General features: G+C 69.8%; 20 protein-coding genes. 11 read left to right on the plus strand and 9 right to left on the minus strand.

Annotated elements, in window-relative coordinates:
• Window positions 1–31: 31 nt before the first annotated feature.
• Window positions 32–268, plus strand: a complete 237-nt coding sequence (locus I4I81_RS24785) for a hypothetical protein (RefSeq protein WP_218605193.1) — start codon at window positions 32–34, stop codon at window positions 266–268.
• A gap of 7 nt (window positions 269–275) precedes the next feature.
• On the opposite strand, the gene I4I81_RS24790 is transcribed toward I4I81_RS24785, so the two are convergent.
• The 6 genes from I4I81_RS24790 to I4I81_RS24815 all read right to left on the minus strand — a co-directional run bounded on the left by I4I81_RS24790 (window position 276) and on the right by I4I81_RS24815 (window position 4,222).
• Entirely contained in the window at window positions 276–692 is a 417-nt protein-coding gene (locus I4I81_RS24790) for an arsenate-mycothiol transferase ArsC (RefSeq protein ID WP_218605194.1), read from the minus strand.
• The gene (locus tag I4I81_RS24795; protein WP_218605195.1) at window positions 689–1,090 is read right to left on the minus strand and encodes an arsenate reductase ArsC; all 402 of its coding nucleotides are present in this window, start codon (window positions 1,088–1,090) and stop codon (window positions 689–691) included. Before I4I81_RS24795 ends, I4I81_RS24790 begins: the two co-directional genes overlap by 4 nt.
• Before the next feature lie 11 nt (window positions 1,091–1,101).
• The gene (locus I4I81_RS24800; protein WP_218605196.1) at window positions 1,102–1,755 is read right to left on the minus strand and encodes an arsenate reductase ArsC; all 654 of its coding nucleotides are present in this window, start codon (window positions 1,753–1,755) and stop codon (window positions 1,102–1,104) included.
• Window positions 1,756–1,808: 53 nt separating this feature from the next.
• Window positions 1,809–2,891 carry an ACR3 family arsenite efflux transporter gene (gene arsB, locus I4I81_RS24805; RefSeq protein ID WP_218605197.1) on the minus strand — a complete coding sequence of 361 codons (1,083 nt, stop codon included), beginning with the start codon at window positions 2,889–2,891 and terminating at the stop codon, window positions 1,809–1,811.
• The gene (locus I4I81_RS24810; protein WP_218605198.1) at window positions 2,888–3,265 is read right to left on the minus strand and encodes an ArsR/SmtB family transcription factor; all 378 of its coding nucleotides are present in this window, start codon (window positions 3,263–3,265) and stop codon (window positions 2,888–2,890) included. Before I4I81_RS24810 ends, arsB begins: the two co-directional genes overlap by 4 nt.
• Window positions 3,266–3,352: 87 nt before the next feature.
• Complete coding sequence (locus I4I81_RS24815) at window positions 3,353–4,222, minus strand: EamA family transporter (RefSeq protein WP_225924689.1); 870 nt, start codon at window positions 4,220–4,222, stop codon at window positions 3,353–3,355.
• Between the two features lie 86 nt (window positions 4,223–4,308).
• On the opposite strand from I4I81_RS24815, the gene I4I81_RS24820 reads away from it, so the two are divergent.
• The 5 genes from I4I81_RS24820 to I4I81_RS24840 all read left to right on the plus strand — a co-directional run bounded on the left by I4I81_RS24820 (window position 4,309) and on the right by I4I81_RS24840 (window position 9,932).
• Entirely contained in the window at window positions 4,309–5,166 is an 858-nt protein-coding gene (locus I4I81_RS24820) for a LysR family transcriptional regulator (protein ID WP_218616369.1), read from the plus strand.
• Window positions 5,167–5,717: 551 nt separating this feature from the next.
• Window positions 5,718–6,299 (plus strand): TetR/AcrR family transcriptional regulator, encoded by a 582-nt coding sequence (locus I4I81_RS24825; RefSeq protein WP_218602696.1) that lies wholly within the window; start codon window positions 5,718–5,720, stop codon window positions 6,297–6,299.
• 17 nt (window positions 6,300–6,316) lie between these two features.
• The gene (locus I4I81_RS24830; RefSeq protein ID WP_218602697.1) at window positions 6,317–8,932 is read left to right on the plus strand and encodes an excinuclease ABC subunit UvrA; all 2,616 of its coding nucleotides are present in this window, start codon (window positions 6,317–6,319) and stop codon (window positions 8,930–8,932) included.
• Complete coding sequence (locus tag I4I81_RS24835) at window positions 8,832–9,356, plus strand: pyridoxamine 5'-phosphate oxidase family protein (RefSeq protein WP_218602698.1); 525 nt, start codon at window positions 8,832–8,834, stop codon at window positions 9,354–9,356. The genes I4I81_RS24830 and I4I81_RS24835 overlap by 101 nt, the downstream gene beginning before the upstream one ends.
• Before the next feature lie 36 nt (window positions 9,357–9,392).
• On the plus strand, window positions 9,393–9,932 hold the full coding sequence (locus I4I81_RS24840; protein WP_218602699.1) for a TetR/AcrR family transcriptional regulator: 540 nt from the start codon (window positions 9,393–9,395) through the stop codon (window positions 9,930–9,932).
• 8 nt (window positions 9,933–9,940) lie between these two features.
• Here I4I81_RS24840 and I4I81_RS24845 read toward each other — a convergent pair whose 3' ends face one another.
• The 3 genes from I4I81_RS24845 to I4I81_RS24855 form a co-directional block, all read right to left on the minus strand.
• Entirely contained in the window at window positions 9,941–10,294 is a 354-nt protein-coding gene (locus tag I4I81_RS24845; protein ID WP_218602700.1) for a DoxX family protein, read from the minus strand.
• Window positions 10,291–12,111 (minus strand): FAD-dependent monooxygenase, encoded by a 1,821-nt coding sequence (locus I4I81_RS24850; protein WP_226363556.1) that lies wholly within the window; start codon window positions 12,109–12,111, stop codon window positions 10,291–10,293. The genes I4I81_RS24845 and I4I81_RS24850 overlap by 4 nt, the downstream gene beginning before the upstream one ends.
• An 831-nt stretch (window positions 12,112–12,942) precedes the next feature.
• Window positions 12,943–14,028, minus strand: a complete 1,086-nt coding sequence (locus I4I81_RS24855) for an AsnC family transcriptional regulator (RefSeq protein ID WP_218602702.1) — start codon at window positions 14,026–14,028, stop codon at window positions 12,943–12,945.
• A 38-nt stretch (window positions 14,029–14,066) separates the two neighbouring features.
• Here I4I81_RS24855 and I4I81_RS24860 point away from each other — a divergent pair, with 38 nt between their 5' ends.
• The 5 genes from I4I81_RS24860 (at window position 14,067) to I4I81_RS24880 (ending at window position 19,016) form a co-directional block, all read left to right on the plus strand.
• Window positions 14,067–15,062 (plus strand): MBL fold metallo-hydrolase, encoded by a 996-nt coding sequence (locus tag I4I81_RS24860; RefSeq protein WP_226363557.1) that lies wholly within the window; start codon window positions 14,067–14,069, stop codon window positions 15,060–15,062.
• A 156-nt stretch (window positions 15,063–15,218) separates the two neighbouring features.
• Window positions 15,219–16,469: an MFS transporter gene (locus I4I81_RS24865; RefSeq protein WP_218602703.1), complete on the plus strand. Its 1,251-nt coding sequence runs from the start codon at window positions 15,219–15,221 to the stop codon at window positions 16,467–16,469.
• Window positions 16,470–16,571: 102 nt separating this feature from the next.
• Window positions 16,572–17,774 (plus strand): cytochrome P450, encoded by a 1,203-nt coding sequence (locus I4I81_RS24870; protein ID WP_218602704.1) that lies wholly within the window; start codon window positions 16,572–16,574, stop codon window positions 17,772–17,774.
• A complete protein-coding gene (locus tag I4I81_RS24875; protein WP_218602705.1) occupies window positions 17,771–18,004 on the plus strand; it encodes a ferredoxin in 234 nt (77 codons plus the stop codon). Before I4I81_RS24870 ends, I4I81_RS24875 begins: the two co-directional genes overlap by 4 nt.
• A complete protein-coding gene (locus I4I81_RS24880) occupies window positions 17,997–19,016 on the plus strand; it encodes an NAD(P)/FAD-dependent oxidoreductase (RefSeq protein WP_218602706.1) in 1,020 nt (339 codons plus the stop codon). The genes I4I81_RS24875 and I4I81_RS24880 overlap by 8 nt, the downstream gene beginning before the upstream one ends.

Here is a 19,016-nt window from a genome sequence, read left to right on the forward strand (position 1 = left end):
GAGGTCACCAGCTGGGTGTTGTACGTGCTCGATGCTCGCCGGCGCGACCCGAGGGGTCTTCACCCTGCTGCAGGCCACCGCGATCAGCGACCGCTGGGGGTCGACCCACGGCGGCCGGATCGCGACCGCGCTGTCCCCCTGGGCCGGCGCGGTCCTGGCCACCGCGCTGGGCGGCTACCCACTGGTGTTCGCCCTGCTGGCCGTCATCGCCGCAGTCGCCGCCGTCCTCGCGGCGGGCAGCATTCCGCGGACGCCGAACGCCGCCTGACGGGCCGCTACGTGCCCTGGACCGGGACGAGTTCGTGCAGCAGCTGCCGAACGCGGCCGTCGATGTCGTCGCGGACCAGGCGCATCCGCTCGACGCCGTCGATGCCCCGCTCGGAGGGCTCGTCGGTGTCCCAGTTGCGCAGGTCGGTGCCGGGAGGGACGTCGAGCTGTGCCTCGCGGCCCAGCGTCACCACGACATCGACACCTGCGAGAAGCGCCGGATCGACGGGCTTCGGAACCTCGCCGGACATGTCGGCGCCGACCTCGGCGAGCACCTGCACCGAGAGCGCGTTGATCGACGAACCGGGCCGGGTCCCCGCGGAGTGGGCGACGACCCGTCCGTCCGCGGCGTGGCGCATCAGCCCGGCCGCCATCTGGGACTTGCCGCCGTTGCGGACGCAGACGAACAGCACCGACGGGGTCATCGGGCGGTCAGCTCGGCCAGGAGCCCGCGCACACGGGCGTCGATGTCGTCGCGGATCGGGCGGATCTCCGCTGCCGCCTTGCCTGCGGGGTCGGTGAGGTCCCAGTCGAGGTACCGCTTGCCGGGGAAGACCGGGCAGGCGTCGCCGCAGCCCATGGTGATCACGACGTCGGCGGCCTCGACGGCGTCGGTGGACAGCTTCTTCGGGATCTCGTGCGACAGGTCCAGCCCGATCTCGGACATGACCTCGCGGACGGCGGGGTTGACGGTGTCGGCGGGTGCGGACCCGGCGGAGGTGACCCGCACCGAGCCCGCGGCGTGGTGCGCCAGCAGGGCGGCGGCCATCTGCGAGCGACCGGCGTTGTGGACGCAGACGAACAACACCTCGGGGACGGTCATCGAATCCTCGGTCATCGTGCGGCTGGGACGAGCTCGGCGAGCAGCACCCGGACCCGGCGCTCGATCTCGTCACGGATGGGTCGGACGTCGTCGACGGCGAGTCCGGCGGGGTCGTCGAGGACCCATTCCTCGTAGCGGCGCCCGGGAAACACCGGGCAGGCGTCACCGCATCCCATGGTGATCACCGCATCCGCAGCGCGGACGATCTCGTCGGTCCAGGGCTTCGGGTACTCCGCGGAGATGTCGATCCCCCGCTCGGCCATGGCGGCGACCGCGGCCGGGTTGACCGACGTGCCGGGTTCGGACCCGCCGGACCAGGCGATGGCCCGGTCGCCTGCGAGGTGGGTGAAGAAGCCCAACGCCATCTGCGAGCGGCCGGCGTTGTGGGTGCACAGGAACAGCACCACCGGCCGGTCGTCGCCGCTGCGGCCCTCGATCTTGGCCAGGGCCCGCAGCTGTTGGCGGGCGAACTTCTCCGCGAGCAGCGGCAGGTAGTTGAGCACGACCGCGCGGCCGGCGAACTCGTCGTAGGAGGCATGCAGGAACCGTTCGATGGTCTCCGTGCCGAAGGTGCCGTCGAACTGCCGGGCGAGGTTGCCCGCGGCGGTCTTCAGGGCGAGTCGCTGGTCGATGGACAGGGTGTCGCGGTGCCAGGTGCTGGTCACGACGGCCTTCTTCCTCAGGGGGCTTCCGGACGGGCTGGTGGACGGAGCGGGGCTCAGGTGGTGGAACGGTCGGCGCCGGAGCGCCAGCGGCGGCGCAGGGCGAGCGAGACGTAGACCAGGCCGACGAGCACGGGGACCTCGATCAGCGGCCCCACCACCCCGGCCAGCGCCTGCCCGGAGGTGACACCGAACGTCGCGATCGCGACGGCGATGGCGAGCTCGAAGTTGTTGCCCGCCGCGGTGAACGCCAGCGTCGTGGTCCGCTCGTAGGACAGGCCGATCGCCTTGCCCAGCGCGTAGGACCCGGCCCACATGACGGCGAAGTACACCAGCAGCGGCAGCGCGATCCGGGCCACGTCGAACGGCCGCGAGATGATCGCGTCGCCCTGCAGCGCGAACAACACGACGATGGTGAACAGCAGGCCGTAGAGCGCGAACGGGCCGATCACGGGCAGGAACTTCGACTCGTACCACTCCCGGCCCTTCGCCCGCTCCCCCAGCCGGCGCGACAGGTAGCCCGCCACCAACGGGACACCCAGGAAGATCAGCACCGACACCGCGATCTGCCACGGGGACACGTCCAGGTCGGCCTGCGGCAGGCCGAGCCAGCCGGGCAGCACCGTGAGGTAGAACCAGCCGAGCACGGCGAACGCGAACACCTGGAACACCGAGTTCAGCGCGACCAGCACCGCCGCGGCCTCGCGGTCCCCGCACGCCAGGTCGTTCCAGATGATGACCATGGCGATGCAGCGGGCGAGCCCGACGATGATCAGGCCGGTGCGGTACTCGGGGAGATCGGGCAGCATCAGCCAGGCCAGGGCGAACATCAGCGCCGGGCCCAGGACCCAGTTCAGGACCAGCGACGCGCCGAGCAGCCGACGGTCGCCGGTGACGGTGTCGAGGCGGTCGTAGCGCACCTTCGCCAGCACCGGGTACATCATCACCAGCAACCCGATCGCGATCGGCAGGGAGACCCCGTCGATCGCGACCGCCCCGAGCGCGGCACCCAGGCCGGGGATCAACCGCCCGGCGACGAGCCCGAGAACCATCGCGGCGATGATCCAGACCGGCAGGAACCGGTCCAGGGTGGAGAGTCGGGCGACGACCGGCGCATCGGTCTGCGGGGTGGCGGTCATGCGGTCACGGCCGCGGTGTCGTCGAGCACCAGGACGGCCGAGAGCCGCCGCAGGGCGTCGGGCTGGATGCGGTAGTACACCCACGTGCCTCGGCGCTCCCCGGTGATCAGGCCCGCCTCGCGCAGCACCCTGAGGTGGTGCGAGATCGTCGGGCCGGACAGCTCGAAGGCGTCGGTGAGATCGCAGACGCACGCCTCACCACCGTCATGGGAGGCGATCAGCGACGCCAGCCGCAGCCGGACCGGATCACCCAGCGCCTTGAACACCCTCGCCAGCTCGACCGCCTGGCCCGGTGCCAGCGGCTCGCGAACCAACGGGGAACAACACTCCACCTGGTCGGCCAGCTCGACGAGCATCCGCTCTTGCTTCGACATGCTTCTACCTTGACAGGCGTCGATCCAGAGCGCAACGCCCAGGTCGATCGTTGTCGAATCAGAGGGAGTGGCGGTCATGTCACGGGTTCAGCGGGCACTGCGGGTGTCGGACCTGGAGACGTTTCTGCAGGTCCGGGTGCGGAATCGTCCGCTGACCACGTTCGCCCCGGCGACCGCGGCGATCGCCAGCCACTGGGTCCAGCCGAGGGCTTGGCCCAGCACGCCCACGCCCACGACGGCCGCGAGCACCGGGTTGACGCTCATGAAGATCCCGTAGGTGTGGGCGGGGACCCGCCGCAGGGCGAGCATGTCGACCAGGAACGGCACCGCGGAGGAGAGCACCCCCGCGGCGGCGGCGCAGGCGAGGGCGACCGGGGTCGGCGGGTGCGCCAGCAGCACGACGATCCCCACCGGCACGAACAGCAGTGCCGAGAGCGCCGATGCCGCCGCCGGGCCCTCCGCACCGGGCAACCGGGCCCCGACCAGGCGGTTGAGCAGGATGTAGGCCGCCCAGCACGCCGCGGCGAGCAGGCCGAACGCGATGCCGACCCGGTCGGTACTGGGCTGGGGACGGCTCAGGATCACCACGGCTGCTGTCGCGACCAGTGCGCAGCCCAGGTCGATCCGGCGACGCGACGTGGCCAGCGCGACCGCCAACGGGCCGAGGAACTCCAGTGTCACCGCCAGACCGAGGCCGAGCCGGTCGACCGCGGAGTACAGGGAGACGTTCATGGTCGCGAACACCGCTCCCAGCGTCAGGACCGGCCACCACTGCGACCACGTGAAGGCTCGCACCCGGGGCCGCCCAGCACTCAGCAACACCGCCGCGCCGATCCACTGCCGCACCGCCACAACTCCTACGGGGCCGATCACGGGGAACGCCAGTGCTCCGATCGCGGCTCCGACCTGGTTGGACAGTGCGCTGCCCGTCATCATCGCCACTCCGGTCCGCTGCATGGGCCTGATCCTGAGGACCGCACGGTCGTGCCCATAATGCGTCCGGACGCCGGTCCATGCGTCTGACGCATCGATACGGTGACGTGATGGAACTGCGGCACCTGCGCTGCCTCGTCGCGATCGTCGAGACCGGGACGTTCACCGACGCCGCGATCGAGCTGGGACTCTCCCAGGCGGCTGTGTCGCGCACACTTGCGTCGTTGGAGTCCGAGCTGGGGGTGCGGCTGCTGAACCGGACCTCCCGGAGCGTCGTGCCCACCGCGGCCGGTACGCGCGTACTGGCCCGTGCTCGGCGGCTGCTGGCCGGGGCCGACGAGCTGGTCCGGGATGCGGTCTCCGGTCTTTCCCGGCTGCGCCTGGGGTACGCCTGGTCGGCGATGGGTCGCCACACCGTGACGTTCCAGCGCCGTTGGCCGGTCGCCGCGCCCGACGTCGATCTGAGGCTAGTGCGAACCAGCTCCGTCACCGGCGGGCTCGCCGAGGGGGCGTGCGACGTCGCCGTGGTGCGCGTACCGGTCGAGGATCACCGGTTCGACTCCGTGGTCGTGGGTCGGGAACGACGGTTATGCGCTGTGGCCGCCGACGACCCATGGGCGCGGCGGCGCAGTGTGACGTTGGCCGAGATCGCAGGACGCCCGCTGCTCGTGGACCGCCGTACCGGCACCACGACCGCCGAGATGTGGCCGCAGGACGCGCGACCGAAGACCGTCGACATCCATGAAGTGGACGACTGGCTCGCCGAGATCGCGGCCGGCCACGGTGTCGGCATCACCGCCGAGGCCACCGCGCACCAGTACGCCCGCCCGGGAGTCGTCTACCGCCCGGTGCGTGACGCCCCGCCGATCCCGGTGCACCTAACCTGGTGGCGCGACGCCCCGCACCCCGCGACCCCGATTGCCGTGCACCTGCTCACCGCCCTCTACGCCCCGCCCTCCAACACCTGAGCGGACTCGGCAAACTGGGACTGACCAGACTTCGGTTGACCGCGGTTCGGTAGGTGGTTCAGGCCGCGCGGGCTCCGCGAGCCTGCATCTCCTGCCATGAACCGTGCCACGATGAAGATCATTGGCGCCGGTGCGTGTCCTCGTCGATGGCCTGGATCCGCCGTACGTCGGTCATCTGACGTCGCGACGGATGTACCGGGGCGAGGATGCGGCGCAGGCGGTGCGGGCGACGGGGCTTGCTGGGTCGACGTTCGACGCGTCCCGAGTGGTCGTGGCGTTCGAGAACTCCGACCGAGCCACGGGGGAGGCCACGAATGCGCGCTCCTCGCAGGACACGGCCGGTATGCGCCGGATCCACTGCCCAGCCCGCCCAGCCTGGACAGCTCGCGGGGATGACGTCCCAACCCACGCAGCCAGCCCTACCGAACGAGCATCGTGCGGCAGCGGGCCCCACGCCACGAGGCGTGCCGCATCACCCTGTGGACGACCCGGCATGGTGCGGTCGGTGACATCGAGCTGAATATAAACAAGCATTCGGTTATAATCGGACCGTGCCCCGCAGGAAGTCGCAGTCCGACGAGCAAGTCCTCGACGCGGCGTTGGCTCTCCTCCGCGAAGGCGGTGTCGAGGGGCTGACGTTCGCGGCTCTCGCAGCACGGTCCGGGCTCTCCGCGGCGACTCTCGTGCAGCGCTTCGGCGCGAAGCCGGAGCTCGGTCGCCGAGCCCTGCTGCAGGCGTGGGACCAGCTCGACGACCTGACGGCGGAGCTCGCCGCGACGGTCCCCAGGACGGCCGCCGGCGCGGTCGAGTTCCTCGTCGGGCTCTCACGAGGACACGAGCGGCCGGACTACGAGGGGAGCGGCCTACTACTCCTGCGCGAGGACCTGCGGGATCCGGTGCTGCGGGAACGGGGGGTGGCCTGGGAGAGCGCCCTCGTCGAGGCCCTGGACGACTGCTTCTCCTCGACGCCGGACGCTCCGGATCAGATCGGCCGCGTCCTGGCCTCGCAGTGGCAGGGGGCGCTGATCTGGTGGTTGTTCCGACGGTCGGTCCCGCTGGAGGAGTACCTGACCGACAGCATCACCGAGATCGTGGGCCTGCTCGTGCCGTCTGAACGCCGTGCGCGCGCATGAGAGAGGGAGAGCGGGACATGGCCGCGGGACCGGATCGGCTCCAGGGTCCTGACGAGGCGATCGAGATCGTCGGGGCCAGGACGCACAACCTCCGCGACGTCTCGGTGCGCATCCCGAAGGGGAGGGTCGTCGCCGTCACGGGGGTGAGCGGGAGCGGCAAGACGTCGTTGGCGATCGACACTCTCCACGCGGAGGCACAGCTGCGCTACCTGGAAGGGCTGTCGCCGTTCGTCCGTCAGTACCTTACGCAACGGAGCCGGCCGCAGGTGGACCGGATCGGCGGGCTCACGGCCACCCTCGCCGTCGACCAACGCAGGCTCAGCACCAGCCCCCGGTCCACCATCGCCACCCTGACCGGCATCGACGGGTACCTCGGCCTGCTGTACTCCCGGCTCCCCGGCCTCACCGCGGACCTCGGACGACCCCTCTCGACGACACACTTCGACCGGCACGCGGCCGAGGGTCGGTGCCGCGAGTGTCACGGCGCAGGCGGACGGTGGCGGGCGTCGGAGGAGTCGATCATCACGCGGCCGGACCTGCCGCTGCTCGACGGCGCGTCGCCCTGGTTCGCGAAGTGGCGGTCCGGGGAGCACGCCTTCGTCCCGGCGCTCGCGGCGATGCGCCGCGTGGATCTCGCCCAGCCGTGGGAGGCGCTCCCCGAGCGCTTCCGCCACGAGGTGCTGCACGGTACCGGCGACGAGGGCGTCGAGGCGACCGTCGACATGCCCAACAAGAACGAGACCGCGTCCTGGACCTACACGACGACCAAGCCGCTGCGGGGCGCGCTGGCCGAGGTCGAGAGGGTGTTCGCGCAGGCCACGACCGCCACGGCCAAGCAGCGCTATCTCCGCTACCTGCGCACCACGTCCTGCCCCGGCTGTGGCGGCACCGGCTTCGGCGAGGACGCCCGCACGATCACCCTGGGCGGGGTCACCTACGTCGACCTCGTCGACCGAGAGCTGTGGGAGGTCCGCGAGTGGAGCGACCTCGTGCGCCGAGGCCTCCGGCACGCCCACCGGGAGGTGGGGGCGCCGTTGCTCGACGATCTCGACCGCCGCCTCGAGCTGACCTGCCGGTTCGGCCTCGCCCATCTCCAGCTCTCGCGGACGGCGACCTCGTTGTCCGGCGGTGAGCGGCAACGCACGCGGCTGGCCGGACAGCTGAGCACCGAGCTGAGCGGGATCACCTTCGTCCTCGACGAGCCGGGGAGCGGGCTGCACCCCGCCGACAAGGACCACCTGTCCGACATCGCGCGGCAGCTGTGCGCCGCCGGCAACACGGTGGTCCTGGTCGAGCACGATCCGGAGGTGATCGCCCGTGCCGACTGGGTCGTCGACATGGGCCCGGGCGCCGGGCGCCACGGTGGCTCCGTCGTGTTCTCCGGCCCGCCTGCCGGGTTGGCCGCCGAGGCCGGATCGGTGACCGGCCGCCACCTCGCCGAGCGCGGTCACCATCTGCGGCGCGACCGGCGGCGCATCGACGCCGACACCTCCTGGCTCACCCTGCACGGGATACGGGTGCACTCCCTCGAGGTCGACCGGGTGGGCCTGCCGCTGGGGCGGTTGACGTGTCTGACCGGGGTCAGCGGCAGCGGCAAGAGCAGCCTGCTCGTCGCCCTCGCCGAGGGCGTCGCCGCGGCCGTCGACGGACGTCGCGGCGTGGACCGCACGACCGGCACCGACCGGCTTGAGGGGGTCGGACCGATCGGCTGGGTGACCGTCGTCGACCAGGAGCCCATCGGGCGCACTCCCCGGTCGAACCCTGCCACGTACAGCAAAGCCTTCGACCTCCTGCGCGCCCTGTTCGCCGCCACCCCGGCCGCCCGGGACCGGGGGCTCACGGCCTCGTGGTTCTCGTTCAACGCCGCGGACGGTGGCCGGTGCACCGCCTGCGCCGGGTACGGCCGGACCCTCGTGGACATGCACTTCCTCCCGGACGTGTGGGTCGTGTGCCCGGCCTGCGAGGGTCGACGCTATCGACCGGAGGCGTCGGTCGTCCGGTACGCGGGGCTGACGATCGACGAGGTCCTCGGCCTGACCGTCGCCGAGGCCGTCGACCGGCTCACCGGTCCCGAGCAGCTCGGCCGCGTCCTCACCGCACTCGCCGACGTCGGGCTCGGCTACCTGCAGCTCGGCCAGAGCGCCACCGAGCTCTCCGGTGGCGAGGCTCAGCGCCTCAAGCTCGCCGCCGCGATCCAGCGCGGCGCCACGGGACGGACACGCGGGCTGGTCGTGCTGGACGAGCCCACCGCCGGTCTGCACCCCGCCGACACCCAGCGGCTCGTGGACGTGGTCGACGACCTGGTCACGGCGGGCAACACCGTGGTCCTCGCCGAACACGACCTCGGCGTGGCCGCCGCGTCGGACTGGATCATCGATCTGGGCCCCGGGGCGGGGCGCCACGGTGGGTCCGTGGTGGCCGCGGGCACCCCGCAGGAGGTCGCGACCGCCGACACGGTGACCGCCCGTCACCTGCGCCGACACCTCCCGGGACCGACCCTGCCCGACCCCGTCCGACGACGACAGGAGAGTCATGTTCGAGACCGCCGCCGAGCTCAGCCGCCTTCAGGAGCTGCTGGACGCCTCGGTCCGGAAGTCCACCCCGCACCTGCAGAGCATCGTCACCCCCGGTGAGCGGACGCTCGACGCGGAGCAGCTCGTCCGCGTGGTGAGCGGGATGTGCACGCTCGCGCTGGCCACCGTGACCCGGGCGGGCGAGCCCCGGGTCAGTGGGGTGGACGGACACCTCTTCCACGGAGAATGGCTGGTCGGCACCGCCCCCTCGGCCGCCAAGGCCCGCCACCTCACGGCTCGACCCGCGGTCAGCGTGGCCCACATGCGCGGAGACACCCTCGGCGTCTTCGTCCACGGCCGGGCGCGCCCGCTCAACCCGCCGAGCGGTCCGGAGGACCCACGCTGGCCGGCGGCCCTCGACTACCTCAAGGACCACTACGGACCGGAGGCCTTCGTCTGGACCGAGGTGAGCTACTACCGGATCGAACCGACCTGGATGGTTGCCTACAGCCCCGACCCCGCGGCGCTGCCCGAGCTCGCCTAGCGAACGCTGGGCCATACCGTATGGCATGGTGATGGGGTGTCGACACGTGACCTGTGGCTGAGCGCGGGCGCCGCCGCCCTGGCCGACGAAGGACCCGACGCTGTGCGGATCGACCGGCTGGCCGTTCGGGTGGGGCTGTCGAAGGGCTCCTTCCACCACCACTTCAGCGGGATCGGCGGTTACCGCGCGGCGCTGCTCGAGCGTCTCGAGCAGATGCAGGTCGCCCTGTTGGGCGCCGTGTCGACCGAGCTGGCGGCGCTCACCCCGGTCGACGCGCTGCGCTCACTCCCCGCGCGGCTGGACGAGCTGGTCGATGCCGACCTCGACCGCGCCCTGCGGGCGTGGGCGGTCGGACACCGCGAGGCGGGCGACACCGTCGAGCGGATCGACCGGGCGCGGCTGGAGTTCCTCGAGGCGCTGTGGCGGCGCGTCGTCGCCGACCCCTCTCGCGCGCACGCCGCGGCGCTGCTGCCGCACCTGCTCCTGATCGGCGCCGGCTCGGTCCACCCACCCCTCGACAGCGCGAGCCGGCAGGCGCTCTTCGACCTGCTGCCGGACCTGCTCCCCCACGTCTGACCGGTCGGTCACCCAGCCAGGAGGGTGAAGACGAGCGTCGCCGAGCAGAGGACCAGCATCCCGGTCGCGTTCAGGAAGAGGGCGCGGCCGAAGTCACGAGCGCGGAGATGCGCCACGACCGCGAGGACGAAGTAGCCCACCAGCGCCGCGCAGACGAGCACCGCCAACGGCGGCACCCAGATCCCGATCACGAGCCCGGTCGCGGCGCCGGCCTTCAGTGGGGGCAGCACCTTCCAGAACCGCACCGGGAAGTGGACGTCGGTGAGGCACTGTCGGATGAAGTCGATCGGTTTCAGACACATCGCCGCATCACCGAGCTGGGTAGCGGCCAGCAGGGCGAGCGGCCACCAGGGCTGGATCATCTCGGGACTCCTCGCATCGTGTGCCGGAATCGGCCCCCGCCTGGTCGACGGGTCTCGTCCGGCCCGGCCGCTCGATCGACGCCGAGACTCGCGGTCACCGCGTCGGCGCGAGGCGCCGTCATGCACCGGCGGACATAGCCGTCGGGACGGATCAGCACGGCGGTGCCGGGCCGCGCCCGGTACGACCGGCGGAAGCTCCGACCACGGTCGCCGACGACCCGGCCCGGGAACGACGTCGGCTGAGGGTCGGCGATCATGACAGCGTGGACGTCGTCCGGCAGGACCTCGACGTCGAGGTGTTGAGCGGCCGCCTCACCGACGAGCAGAAGGGTCCAGTGCGGCCCGCGGAGCAGGTCGAACAGCCGTAGCGGCCGTCCGGTCGCATCGACGAGGTGGGCGTCGGGCGCACGGTCGCCCGCGCGCACCCTGCCGCCGACCGACCGGCCCTCCGCGAGGGGCCCGTCCCGGTAGCCGATGTCGATCTGGGACACCCGGGCGGTGAGCAGGCGGTTGAGCGCGGGGCGGCTGAGCATCGGCAGGAGCAGGCGGTGCACAGCGAACCGGACGAGCGGGTTGCGGTTGGTGACCACGTCGAGGATGTCGGTGCTCTGCTTCAGCGCGCGCCGGGCGACCGGCAGGCGTTCGGCCTGGTAGCTGTCCAGCAAGGCGTCGTCGTGGCCGTCGAGGCAGGCGGCGAGCTTCCAGCCCAAGTTGTAGGCGTCCTGGATCCCGGTGTTCATGCCCTGGCCCCCGGTGGGCGGGTGCACATGCGCGGCATCGCCCGCGAGCAAGACCGGGCCTCGGCGATAGGTGTCGACCATGCGGACATTGACCCGGAAGTTCGACAGCCAGGTCGCCGCGGCGAGGCGGACCTCGTGGTGGCCGGTGCGCTCGTCCCACAGCCGCTGCAGCGACCCGAGAGTCGGCTCGACGGCGTCGTCGACGGGGACGCTCGCCCCGATCTGCCACTGCGCGGCCCCGGGGAGACCCGCGAGGCCAAGGAACGACCCGTCGACTCCGAACCAGGCGTGCGAGCGCACGGCACCCCCAACCTCGGGCTCCCACCCGGGAACGGTGACGTCGCCGAGCAGGTAGCACCGCGCCTCGTCGGAGGTCCCGGCGAACTCGAGGCCGAGGATGCGACGCACCAGGCTGTGCCCGCCGTCGCAGCCGACGAGGAAGCGGGCCGTCACCTCGACGCGGCCGCCGTCCGGCGAGGTCGATACGGCGCGCACGGCCTGGTTGTCCACGGTGAAGGACTCGAGCCGGGTACCGAACCGCACCACGGCGCCGAGTTCCCGGAGACGGTCCGCGAGAACTGCGGTCGTGCACCACTGAGGGATCATCACGATGTTCGGATACGGCAGGTCCGAGCGCGACCGGGCCAGGCCGGCGGGCAGCCGCGCGACACGCCGGCCGTCGCAGTAGAGCGAGATATCCTGCCGCGCCTCGCCGTGCGCCAGGATCGCGTCGACCACGCCGAGGTCCTCCAGCACCTCCATGGTTCGGGGTTGCAGGCCCTTGCCTCGGGACTCGCGGGGCAGCGCCGGCGCCTCCTCGATCAGCGCCACCTCGACTCCCCGCCGGACCAGGTCAACCGCCAGGGCCAGCCCGGTCGGACCGGCCCCGACGATCATCACGTCGACATCAGTCTCCGGCCTTCCGGCCGACGGGCTGTCCAGGCTCATGAGCCGACCATACCATACCGCATAGTATGGCGGGTGGATGGAAGTAACGTGAGGGCCGCGTGGCGTCGCCGCGGGGAGGGGCGGCGCCTCGGTCTCCTGCGTGCGAGAACGCGGATCGCGCCCAGTCACGGTCGTCCGAGGAGGAACGCCACGCCCCCACGCCCACCGGGGCCGGTGCTTCCCGGCTCCGACGACCAGGACGGGCGAAGGCGAGGTCGTCCGAGGGCGTTCCGATGGACCAGCCGTGGGCAGGGTGGCCGAGGCGACTGCGCGGTGCCGGTCCTGTCTCCTGCCCCGGCGAGACCGGGTGGTCGAGCCGGAGGTGCCCCATCTCGCGGATCGTCCCGGCGAGCTCTGCGCGCTCGAAACCGCTACGCGTCTCACCAGCTGATCTCACCCGGCCACCCGGCGGGCAGCTCGTCGAGCCGCCGGGCATGATCATCGTCGACCCGGCTGGCCGCCTGGTGCGAGTTCTCCCCGCCGCAGTCCGGTGCGCAGCACGGCATGGGCGCTGCCCATGGGCCCGGCATCATCGATGCCCTCATAACGCGCAGAAAATGATTGGCCGAAAGCAGCTTGTGCAATGTATCGATCTTGATGACTGAGCGACGCTTTAGTGGGAGGGACGGTGTTCAGATGTAGACGCAGCTAGTCGCCTTTTTAGATACTCATTTGACCCATCAGTAGGACCGATCGCTAGAGCGTGCACTCCCAGCTTGCCTCGGTTGCGACGCATTCCGCAGTATTCCGAAATCAGCTCGGGCCGTTGCCCGAGAGTGGCGCCGGTGGGCTCGCACGGTGTATTCGAGAACCTTGTATCAACAACCGCTGACGACGAGACCTAGATGCTGCTGCTCTAGCGTAGAGAAGATTTGTAGACGAACGATGCAAATGCGGCACCATTCAACGGTGTGCTTCGCGACGAATGGTTTAGCGGGTGGCGTAGTCGAGATTAGAGCTTCAGCGCTGAATGACATTAAAGGACGGCGCCTTGCCGAGTGAGCGTGCTATCCCGATCGTCAAGCTGTCGACCGCACCTTGGGCGGTGGCAACGTAAGTTTCGTCAAACGAGTACTTCGAGTCATAGTAGAGGCTGATGCTTGCGACGAGTGAATCGCCGTAGAGCATCGGCAGTGTCAAGATAGATACATAACCCTCGGCAAGCACCAGTCCGTGAGCGGCAGCAAAAAGCGGGTCGGTACGGGCATCTGTGACGAGCATATGCAGCTGGGTCTGCCAGACCTTCTTGATGACACCGTCGGTCAGGCCATCATCAATCAGTTGATCCAGGGCGTTCAGGTAGGTAGTCGAGATACCGTGGGACCGAGTCACTCTCCACGGCCGACGGCCACTGTCGTCGGCGATGACGACCAGCACTCGATCCGCTCCGAGTCCCGCCGTTCCCACCGTGCAAACAATCTGCGACAGCTCTTCCAATGAGGCGCCGCGGGCGAGCCCCATGACGGTTGCCAGTACTTCGGGGTCGACAGCGGGCGCCGCGCCGCCGGCAGTCCCATTGCTGACCCCGGCCTTGGTGATCAGGTGGCACGACTCCGCCGAGGCCACCCCTTCATGGCCCTCGATCGTCTGCACCTGGAAGCGCAGTGCGCTGGTGTCGTCGTCGAAGGCTCCGACGACGATGACGTCGGCTGCACCGGTGGTGAGGTACACGATCTCGGCACCTGGCTGTGCGGCCAGGAACTCCGCCACTTCGATGCGTTCCCCCGGCCGCGCCTTGACCAGGTAGATCATGCGGCTGCGTGGCTCGTCCTCGGTCAGCTCTGCCGAAATTCGGAGTTTTCCGGCGTCCTGGAGGCGGGCGATGCGTAGGCGAACCGTCTTCTCCGAAACACCCAGCGATTTGGCAAGGGCAACGTTCGGGGCCCTTCCATCCCGCTTGAGCTCGGCTACAAGCCTGCGATCGACAGCGTCGAGCTCCTGCCGTCTCCGTCTACCGGCCATCTTGACTTCCTTCCTGTGTCCGCGCACACTCCCGATATCGGCAAACAAGCTAAGCAAAATGCCGATATTCGGATCGTACCTCACGGCACCTAGCGTAGGGGCCCGACCACAAGGAGAGCTTCGTGAGTCCATCGACCTTCCCACGCGGGTCCGTCGGCCTTGGTCACGACTGCCATGCGTGGATGTTGCCGGACGGCAGCTGGGGCTGGAGCAACGCGGGCCTGATCGTGGGTGAGGGGGAGTCGCTGCTGGTGGACACGCTGTTCGATCTCGACCTGGCGGCGGAGATGCTGGCGGGCTTCGGGCCGATCACCGAGGGCCGACCCATCACGACCGTCGTCAACACCCACTCCGACGGGGATCACACCTTCGGCAACCAGCTGCTCGCAGCCCGCGGCGCCGAGATCGTTGGGTCGGTTGCCACGGCCGAGCTCGTCACCCAGGATGCCGTGGCATCGCTGCAGCGGTTAAAGACCCTCGACGGTCCGGCCGGTGACTTCGCGCGCCACATCTTCGCGCCGTTCCAGTTCGACGGGATCATCGCCACGGCGCCGACCCGTACCTTCGTCGACCGAATGTCACTTCACATCGGAGGTCGGCCGGTCGAGCTGATTCAGGTCGGCCCGGCCCATACGGCGGGTGACACTCTTGTTTACGTTCCCGACGCACAGCTGCTCTACACCGGAGACATCCTGTTCAACGGCGGGACACCCGTGGTCTGGGCCGGCCCCCTCAATCGGTGGGTAGCGGCCTGCGACCTGATTCTGGACCTGGACGTCACAACGATCGTCCCTGGCCATGGGGCTGTTACGGACAAGTCTGCGGTCGTGGCTATGCGGGACTACCTCGTGTTCGTCGAATCGCGAACGACCGAGCTGTTCGAGGACGGCCTCACCCCCGAGCAAGCAGTGGAGGTCATCGACCTCGGCCCCTACGCCGGTGTGCCCGAGAGCGGCCGAATCGTGCAGAACGTCCTGAACGTCTACCACCAGCTTGACGACGCCCTGCCCATGCCGGACCAGGCCGGCGTGTTTGGGCGTATCGCGGCGCGTGAGGGTTTCCTGGCCGAACGCAGTGGCGAAAAGGGCCAGCCACTCCCGCAGGACTCGACCGCCTGACCCGGCGCGGGCGCGTATTGAAGCCCACCGCGGACCCGTCACTCCTTCTATTTCAGTTCGTCGTACTGGACAGACGGTACGCGCCCACGAACGGTGTTCCTCCCCGTAGTTTCACCTGCTCGGCTCCGCCGAGTCCTCCCATCCGGACGGTCGACGATGCCCACTTCCCCCTCCTCCTCCATTCCGCAGTCAGGATCCGCGGCTCTGCCCGACGCACTCGCCGCGCGCTGGTATATGGCGGCGATCGTCAGTGCGGGATTCTTCTGCCTGACGTTGAACTGGTTCAACGTGGCTCCGGCCTTCCCTCTGATGGCGGTCGACCTCGGGGTCGGCATCCCCGAGCTGGCCCTGCTCATCTCGCTGTTCGTTGTCGGCTACGGGATCGCCCACATCCCGGCCGGGATGGTTCTCACGAGGCTTGGCCTCAAACGCACATTGGTACTCGGTGTCCTGTTGCAGGGGCTGGCGGGCGTCACGTCGGGGATCGCACCGGACTACGCGCTGCTGGCCACGAGCCGCGTGATCGCCGGGATTGGTGCGTCGATCTTCGTCGCCGCCGCCTACGGCGCCCTCGTCGTGTGGTTCGAGGGCAGACAACTCGCGCTGGCGCTCGGCATCGCCGCCGGGGTCTGGTTCAGTGTCGGGATCGCCGTCGGACTCTACGTCTGGGTGTTCGTGCAGGCGGCGGTCGGCTGGAACGCCGGCCTGGTCATCGGCGGTCTGATCGGGATCGCCGTCGCGGTCGTCACAGCGGCCGGGTTCCGAACCCCTCCGGGCGCGGTGAACCTCAGCGGGGTCACCGTAACTACGTCCGGCCTGCGGAAGGCCCTGCTGCACCGCGACCTGTGGATCTACGGGATTGCCCTGCTCGGGGCCTATGGGGCCTACTTCACCGCATCGCAGCTGCTCAGTGACTATGCCGTGACCCAGCACGGGTTCAGCCCGGCGTCGGCCGGCCTACTCGTAGCGCTGATCGGTCTGGCCGGGATTCCTGGGAGCATTGTCGGCGGATACTGGGCCGACCGAATCTCTGGCGTGCGAGGCCTGGCAGTCATCCCACTTGTCGTCAACGGTTTGCTGCTGCTGCTGATCCCAGTGGCCCCCGGTCCCTGGCTGTGGGCAATCGGTATCGCAATCGGCTTCTTCCAGCTGCTGCAGTACGCGGCTTGGGCATCCGTGCCAGCCCTGGTGGCCAGGACCCCGCACGAGCACCTTGGTACGGCGATCGGGCTCATGTTCACTCTGGCCGCCATCGGCGGCTTCATCGTTCCCTTCGTTTTCGGCCAGATCGTGCCCGTCTACGGCTGGAACAGCGGCTGGGTGTTCCTCGGGGTCATCAGTGTGGTGTTCGCCTGTGTCGGGTTCGTCGGACGCAACGCTAGTCCGAAGAGCCCGTCTGCAGCGTGATCCGCGCCGGCAGATCCGACAACCACTACCAACATGGGAGAACTCATGACCACCCACCTCGGTACGGATCCACGGCAGTCCTCCCCCCGCGCGGACCAGCTCATGGCCGCACTGTTCGGGGGTGAGCTGCAGGACCCCTACCCGGCCTACTCGGAGCTCCAGGAAATCGGTGACGGGGTTCACTGGTCCGATGTGATGCAGGGATACCTCGTCACCCGGTACGCGGACGCCCGGAAGGTCGGCAGCAACCCGAAGGTCTTCTCCAGCGACCTGTTCTACGACTCGGCCCCCAGTTGGCACGACGCGGGCGAGTCTGAACACCTGCGCTTCCTCGACGCCGCATCCCGGCTCTTCATGTTCGCCGACCCCCCGATGCACACGCGCATCCGTTCCACGTTCCGCCACGCTTTCACCCCCCAGGCTATCGAGGCGTGGCGGCCGATCGTCGAACGGATCACGACGGAGCTGATCGACCGCTACCCCCGCGGCGAGGAGTTCGACATCATGCCCGGCTTCGCCGCCGACGTGCCGGTCGCAGTCATCGCGGCGATCCTCGGCGTTCCGGACGATATGCGGCCCCGGTTCCGAGAGTGGTCCTACGCCTACGCATCGACCTTCGACCCGATGATCCGCGGCGCGCAACGAAACCGAGCCATCACGACGTCACTCGAGCTGTTCGACTACCTGGGTGAACTCGTCGCGGCGCGCAAGGTCGAGCCGCGCGAGGATCTGATCACGACCCTCGTCCAGACGAAGACCATCGACGGGGACAACCTGGGGGACGTCGAGCTCCTGGCGCAGCTGGCACTGCTCCTGGTGGCCGGCAACGAGACCACAACCACCTTGATCGGCTCCGGCCTGACCCTGCTCTTCGACAATCCGTCCGTCCTGCGCGGGCTGCAGGACGACGTGTCGCTCGTACCGGACGCCGTCGAGGAGTTCCTGCGGCTGGACGCGCCGCTGCACTGGGTGCTGCGGAAGGCGGCGGTCGACACCCCGCTCGGCGACCGGGTCATCCCGGCCGGCTCGATCGTCTGGGCGGGCGCGGCGGCGGCCAACCGCGATCCACGCAGGTTCACCGAGCCTGATGCGCTCGTCGTGTCCCGGGAGAACAACAAGCACCTCTCGTTCTTCCACGGGATCCACTTCTGCGTCGGTGCACCCCTCGCCCGCCTGGAGGGCCAGGTGGTGTTCGAGCACATCCTGCGCAGCTTCCCAGGTATTCGACCGGGAACGGCACCGGCGCTGCGGCGGGCCACGAATTCGATCGCGCGGGGATGGGAAACCAGGCCGGTGATCCTATGAGCCCCCTGGGATTCGGGCCGACCGTTCGGGTGCTCGCGGACCAGTGTGCAGGCAGTGGTGCATGCCGGCGCGTGGCGCCCGAGGTGTTCGGGGCCGACGGCCGCGGCTGGGTGGTCCTCCTCGACCCTCACCCAGCAGCCGAGCGACTCGACCAGGTGCTCGACGCGCAGGACGCCTGCCCGCTGGCGGTCATCGAGGTCGTCGACGAGAACGGGGACCCCCTTGGCTGACGCGGCCGACGGGGCAGTCCACGACGTCGACCTCGCCATCGTCGGAGCCGGGCCGGCCGGTCTATTCGCGGCCTACTACGCGGGATTCCGGGGCCTTCGCGCCGTGCTTGTCGACGCGCTGCCGGAGCCGGGCGGACAGATCAGTGCGCTGTACCCGGAGAAGCAAATCTTTGACGTCGCCGGTTTCCCTGCCGTGACAGGCCGTGAACTGGTCGATCGGCTCACCAGCCAGGCCGATCGGTTCGGGCCCGGTTATGTGTTCGGTGAGCAGGCCGCGGAGCTTGAACCAACCGACCAGGCACTGGTGCTGCGCACATCCACCGGGCGCCGGATCCGTTCCCGAGCCGTGATCATCGCGGCCGGGATCGGTCACTTCACGCCGCGGTCTCTGCCGCCGGTGCGCGGCGTCACCGGCGACGACATCGCCTACTTCGTTCCGGACCCCGGTGTCTACGCGGGCCGGGACGTGGTGGTAGTCGGCGGGGGTGACAGCGCCTTCGACTGGGCCACGACGCTCGCCCCCGCGGCCGCCTCCGTCACGCTGGTGCACCGCCGCGCGGCCTTCCGGGCACATGCGGCGTCGGTCGCCGAGGCGGAACGACTTGGCGTACGGATCCTGACCGACGCCACCCCGGTTCTCGGTCGTCGCGATCAGGGGCTGAGCACCCTTGAGGTCGCGGTGCGCGGCCGCAGCGCCTCGGTCGTGGTCCCCTGCCAGCAAATCGTCGCCGCGCTCGGGTTCACTGCCCGGCTCGGTCCAGTACTCGACTGGGGCCTCGACGTCCGCGACCACCGGCACGTTCCCGTCGGAACGGACATGCGCACCGCGGTCCCGGGGGTCTACGCCGCCGGGGACATCGCGACCTACCCCGGCAAAGTCCCGCTGATCGCCGTGGGCTTCGCCGAGGCAGCGACAGCTGTGAACAACGCGTGCGTCTGGATTGACCCGACAGCCGAGGTCGTTCCCGGGCACTCGACCGAACAATCGATCCTCACGGGAACCCGGAGCTGA

Source organism: Pseudonocardia abyssalis, from assembly GCF_019263705.2.
GTDB lineage: Bacteria > Actinomycetota > Actinomycetes > Mycobacteriales > Pseudonocardiaceae > Pseudonocardia > Pseudonocardia abyssalis.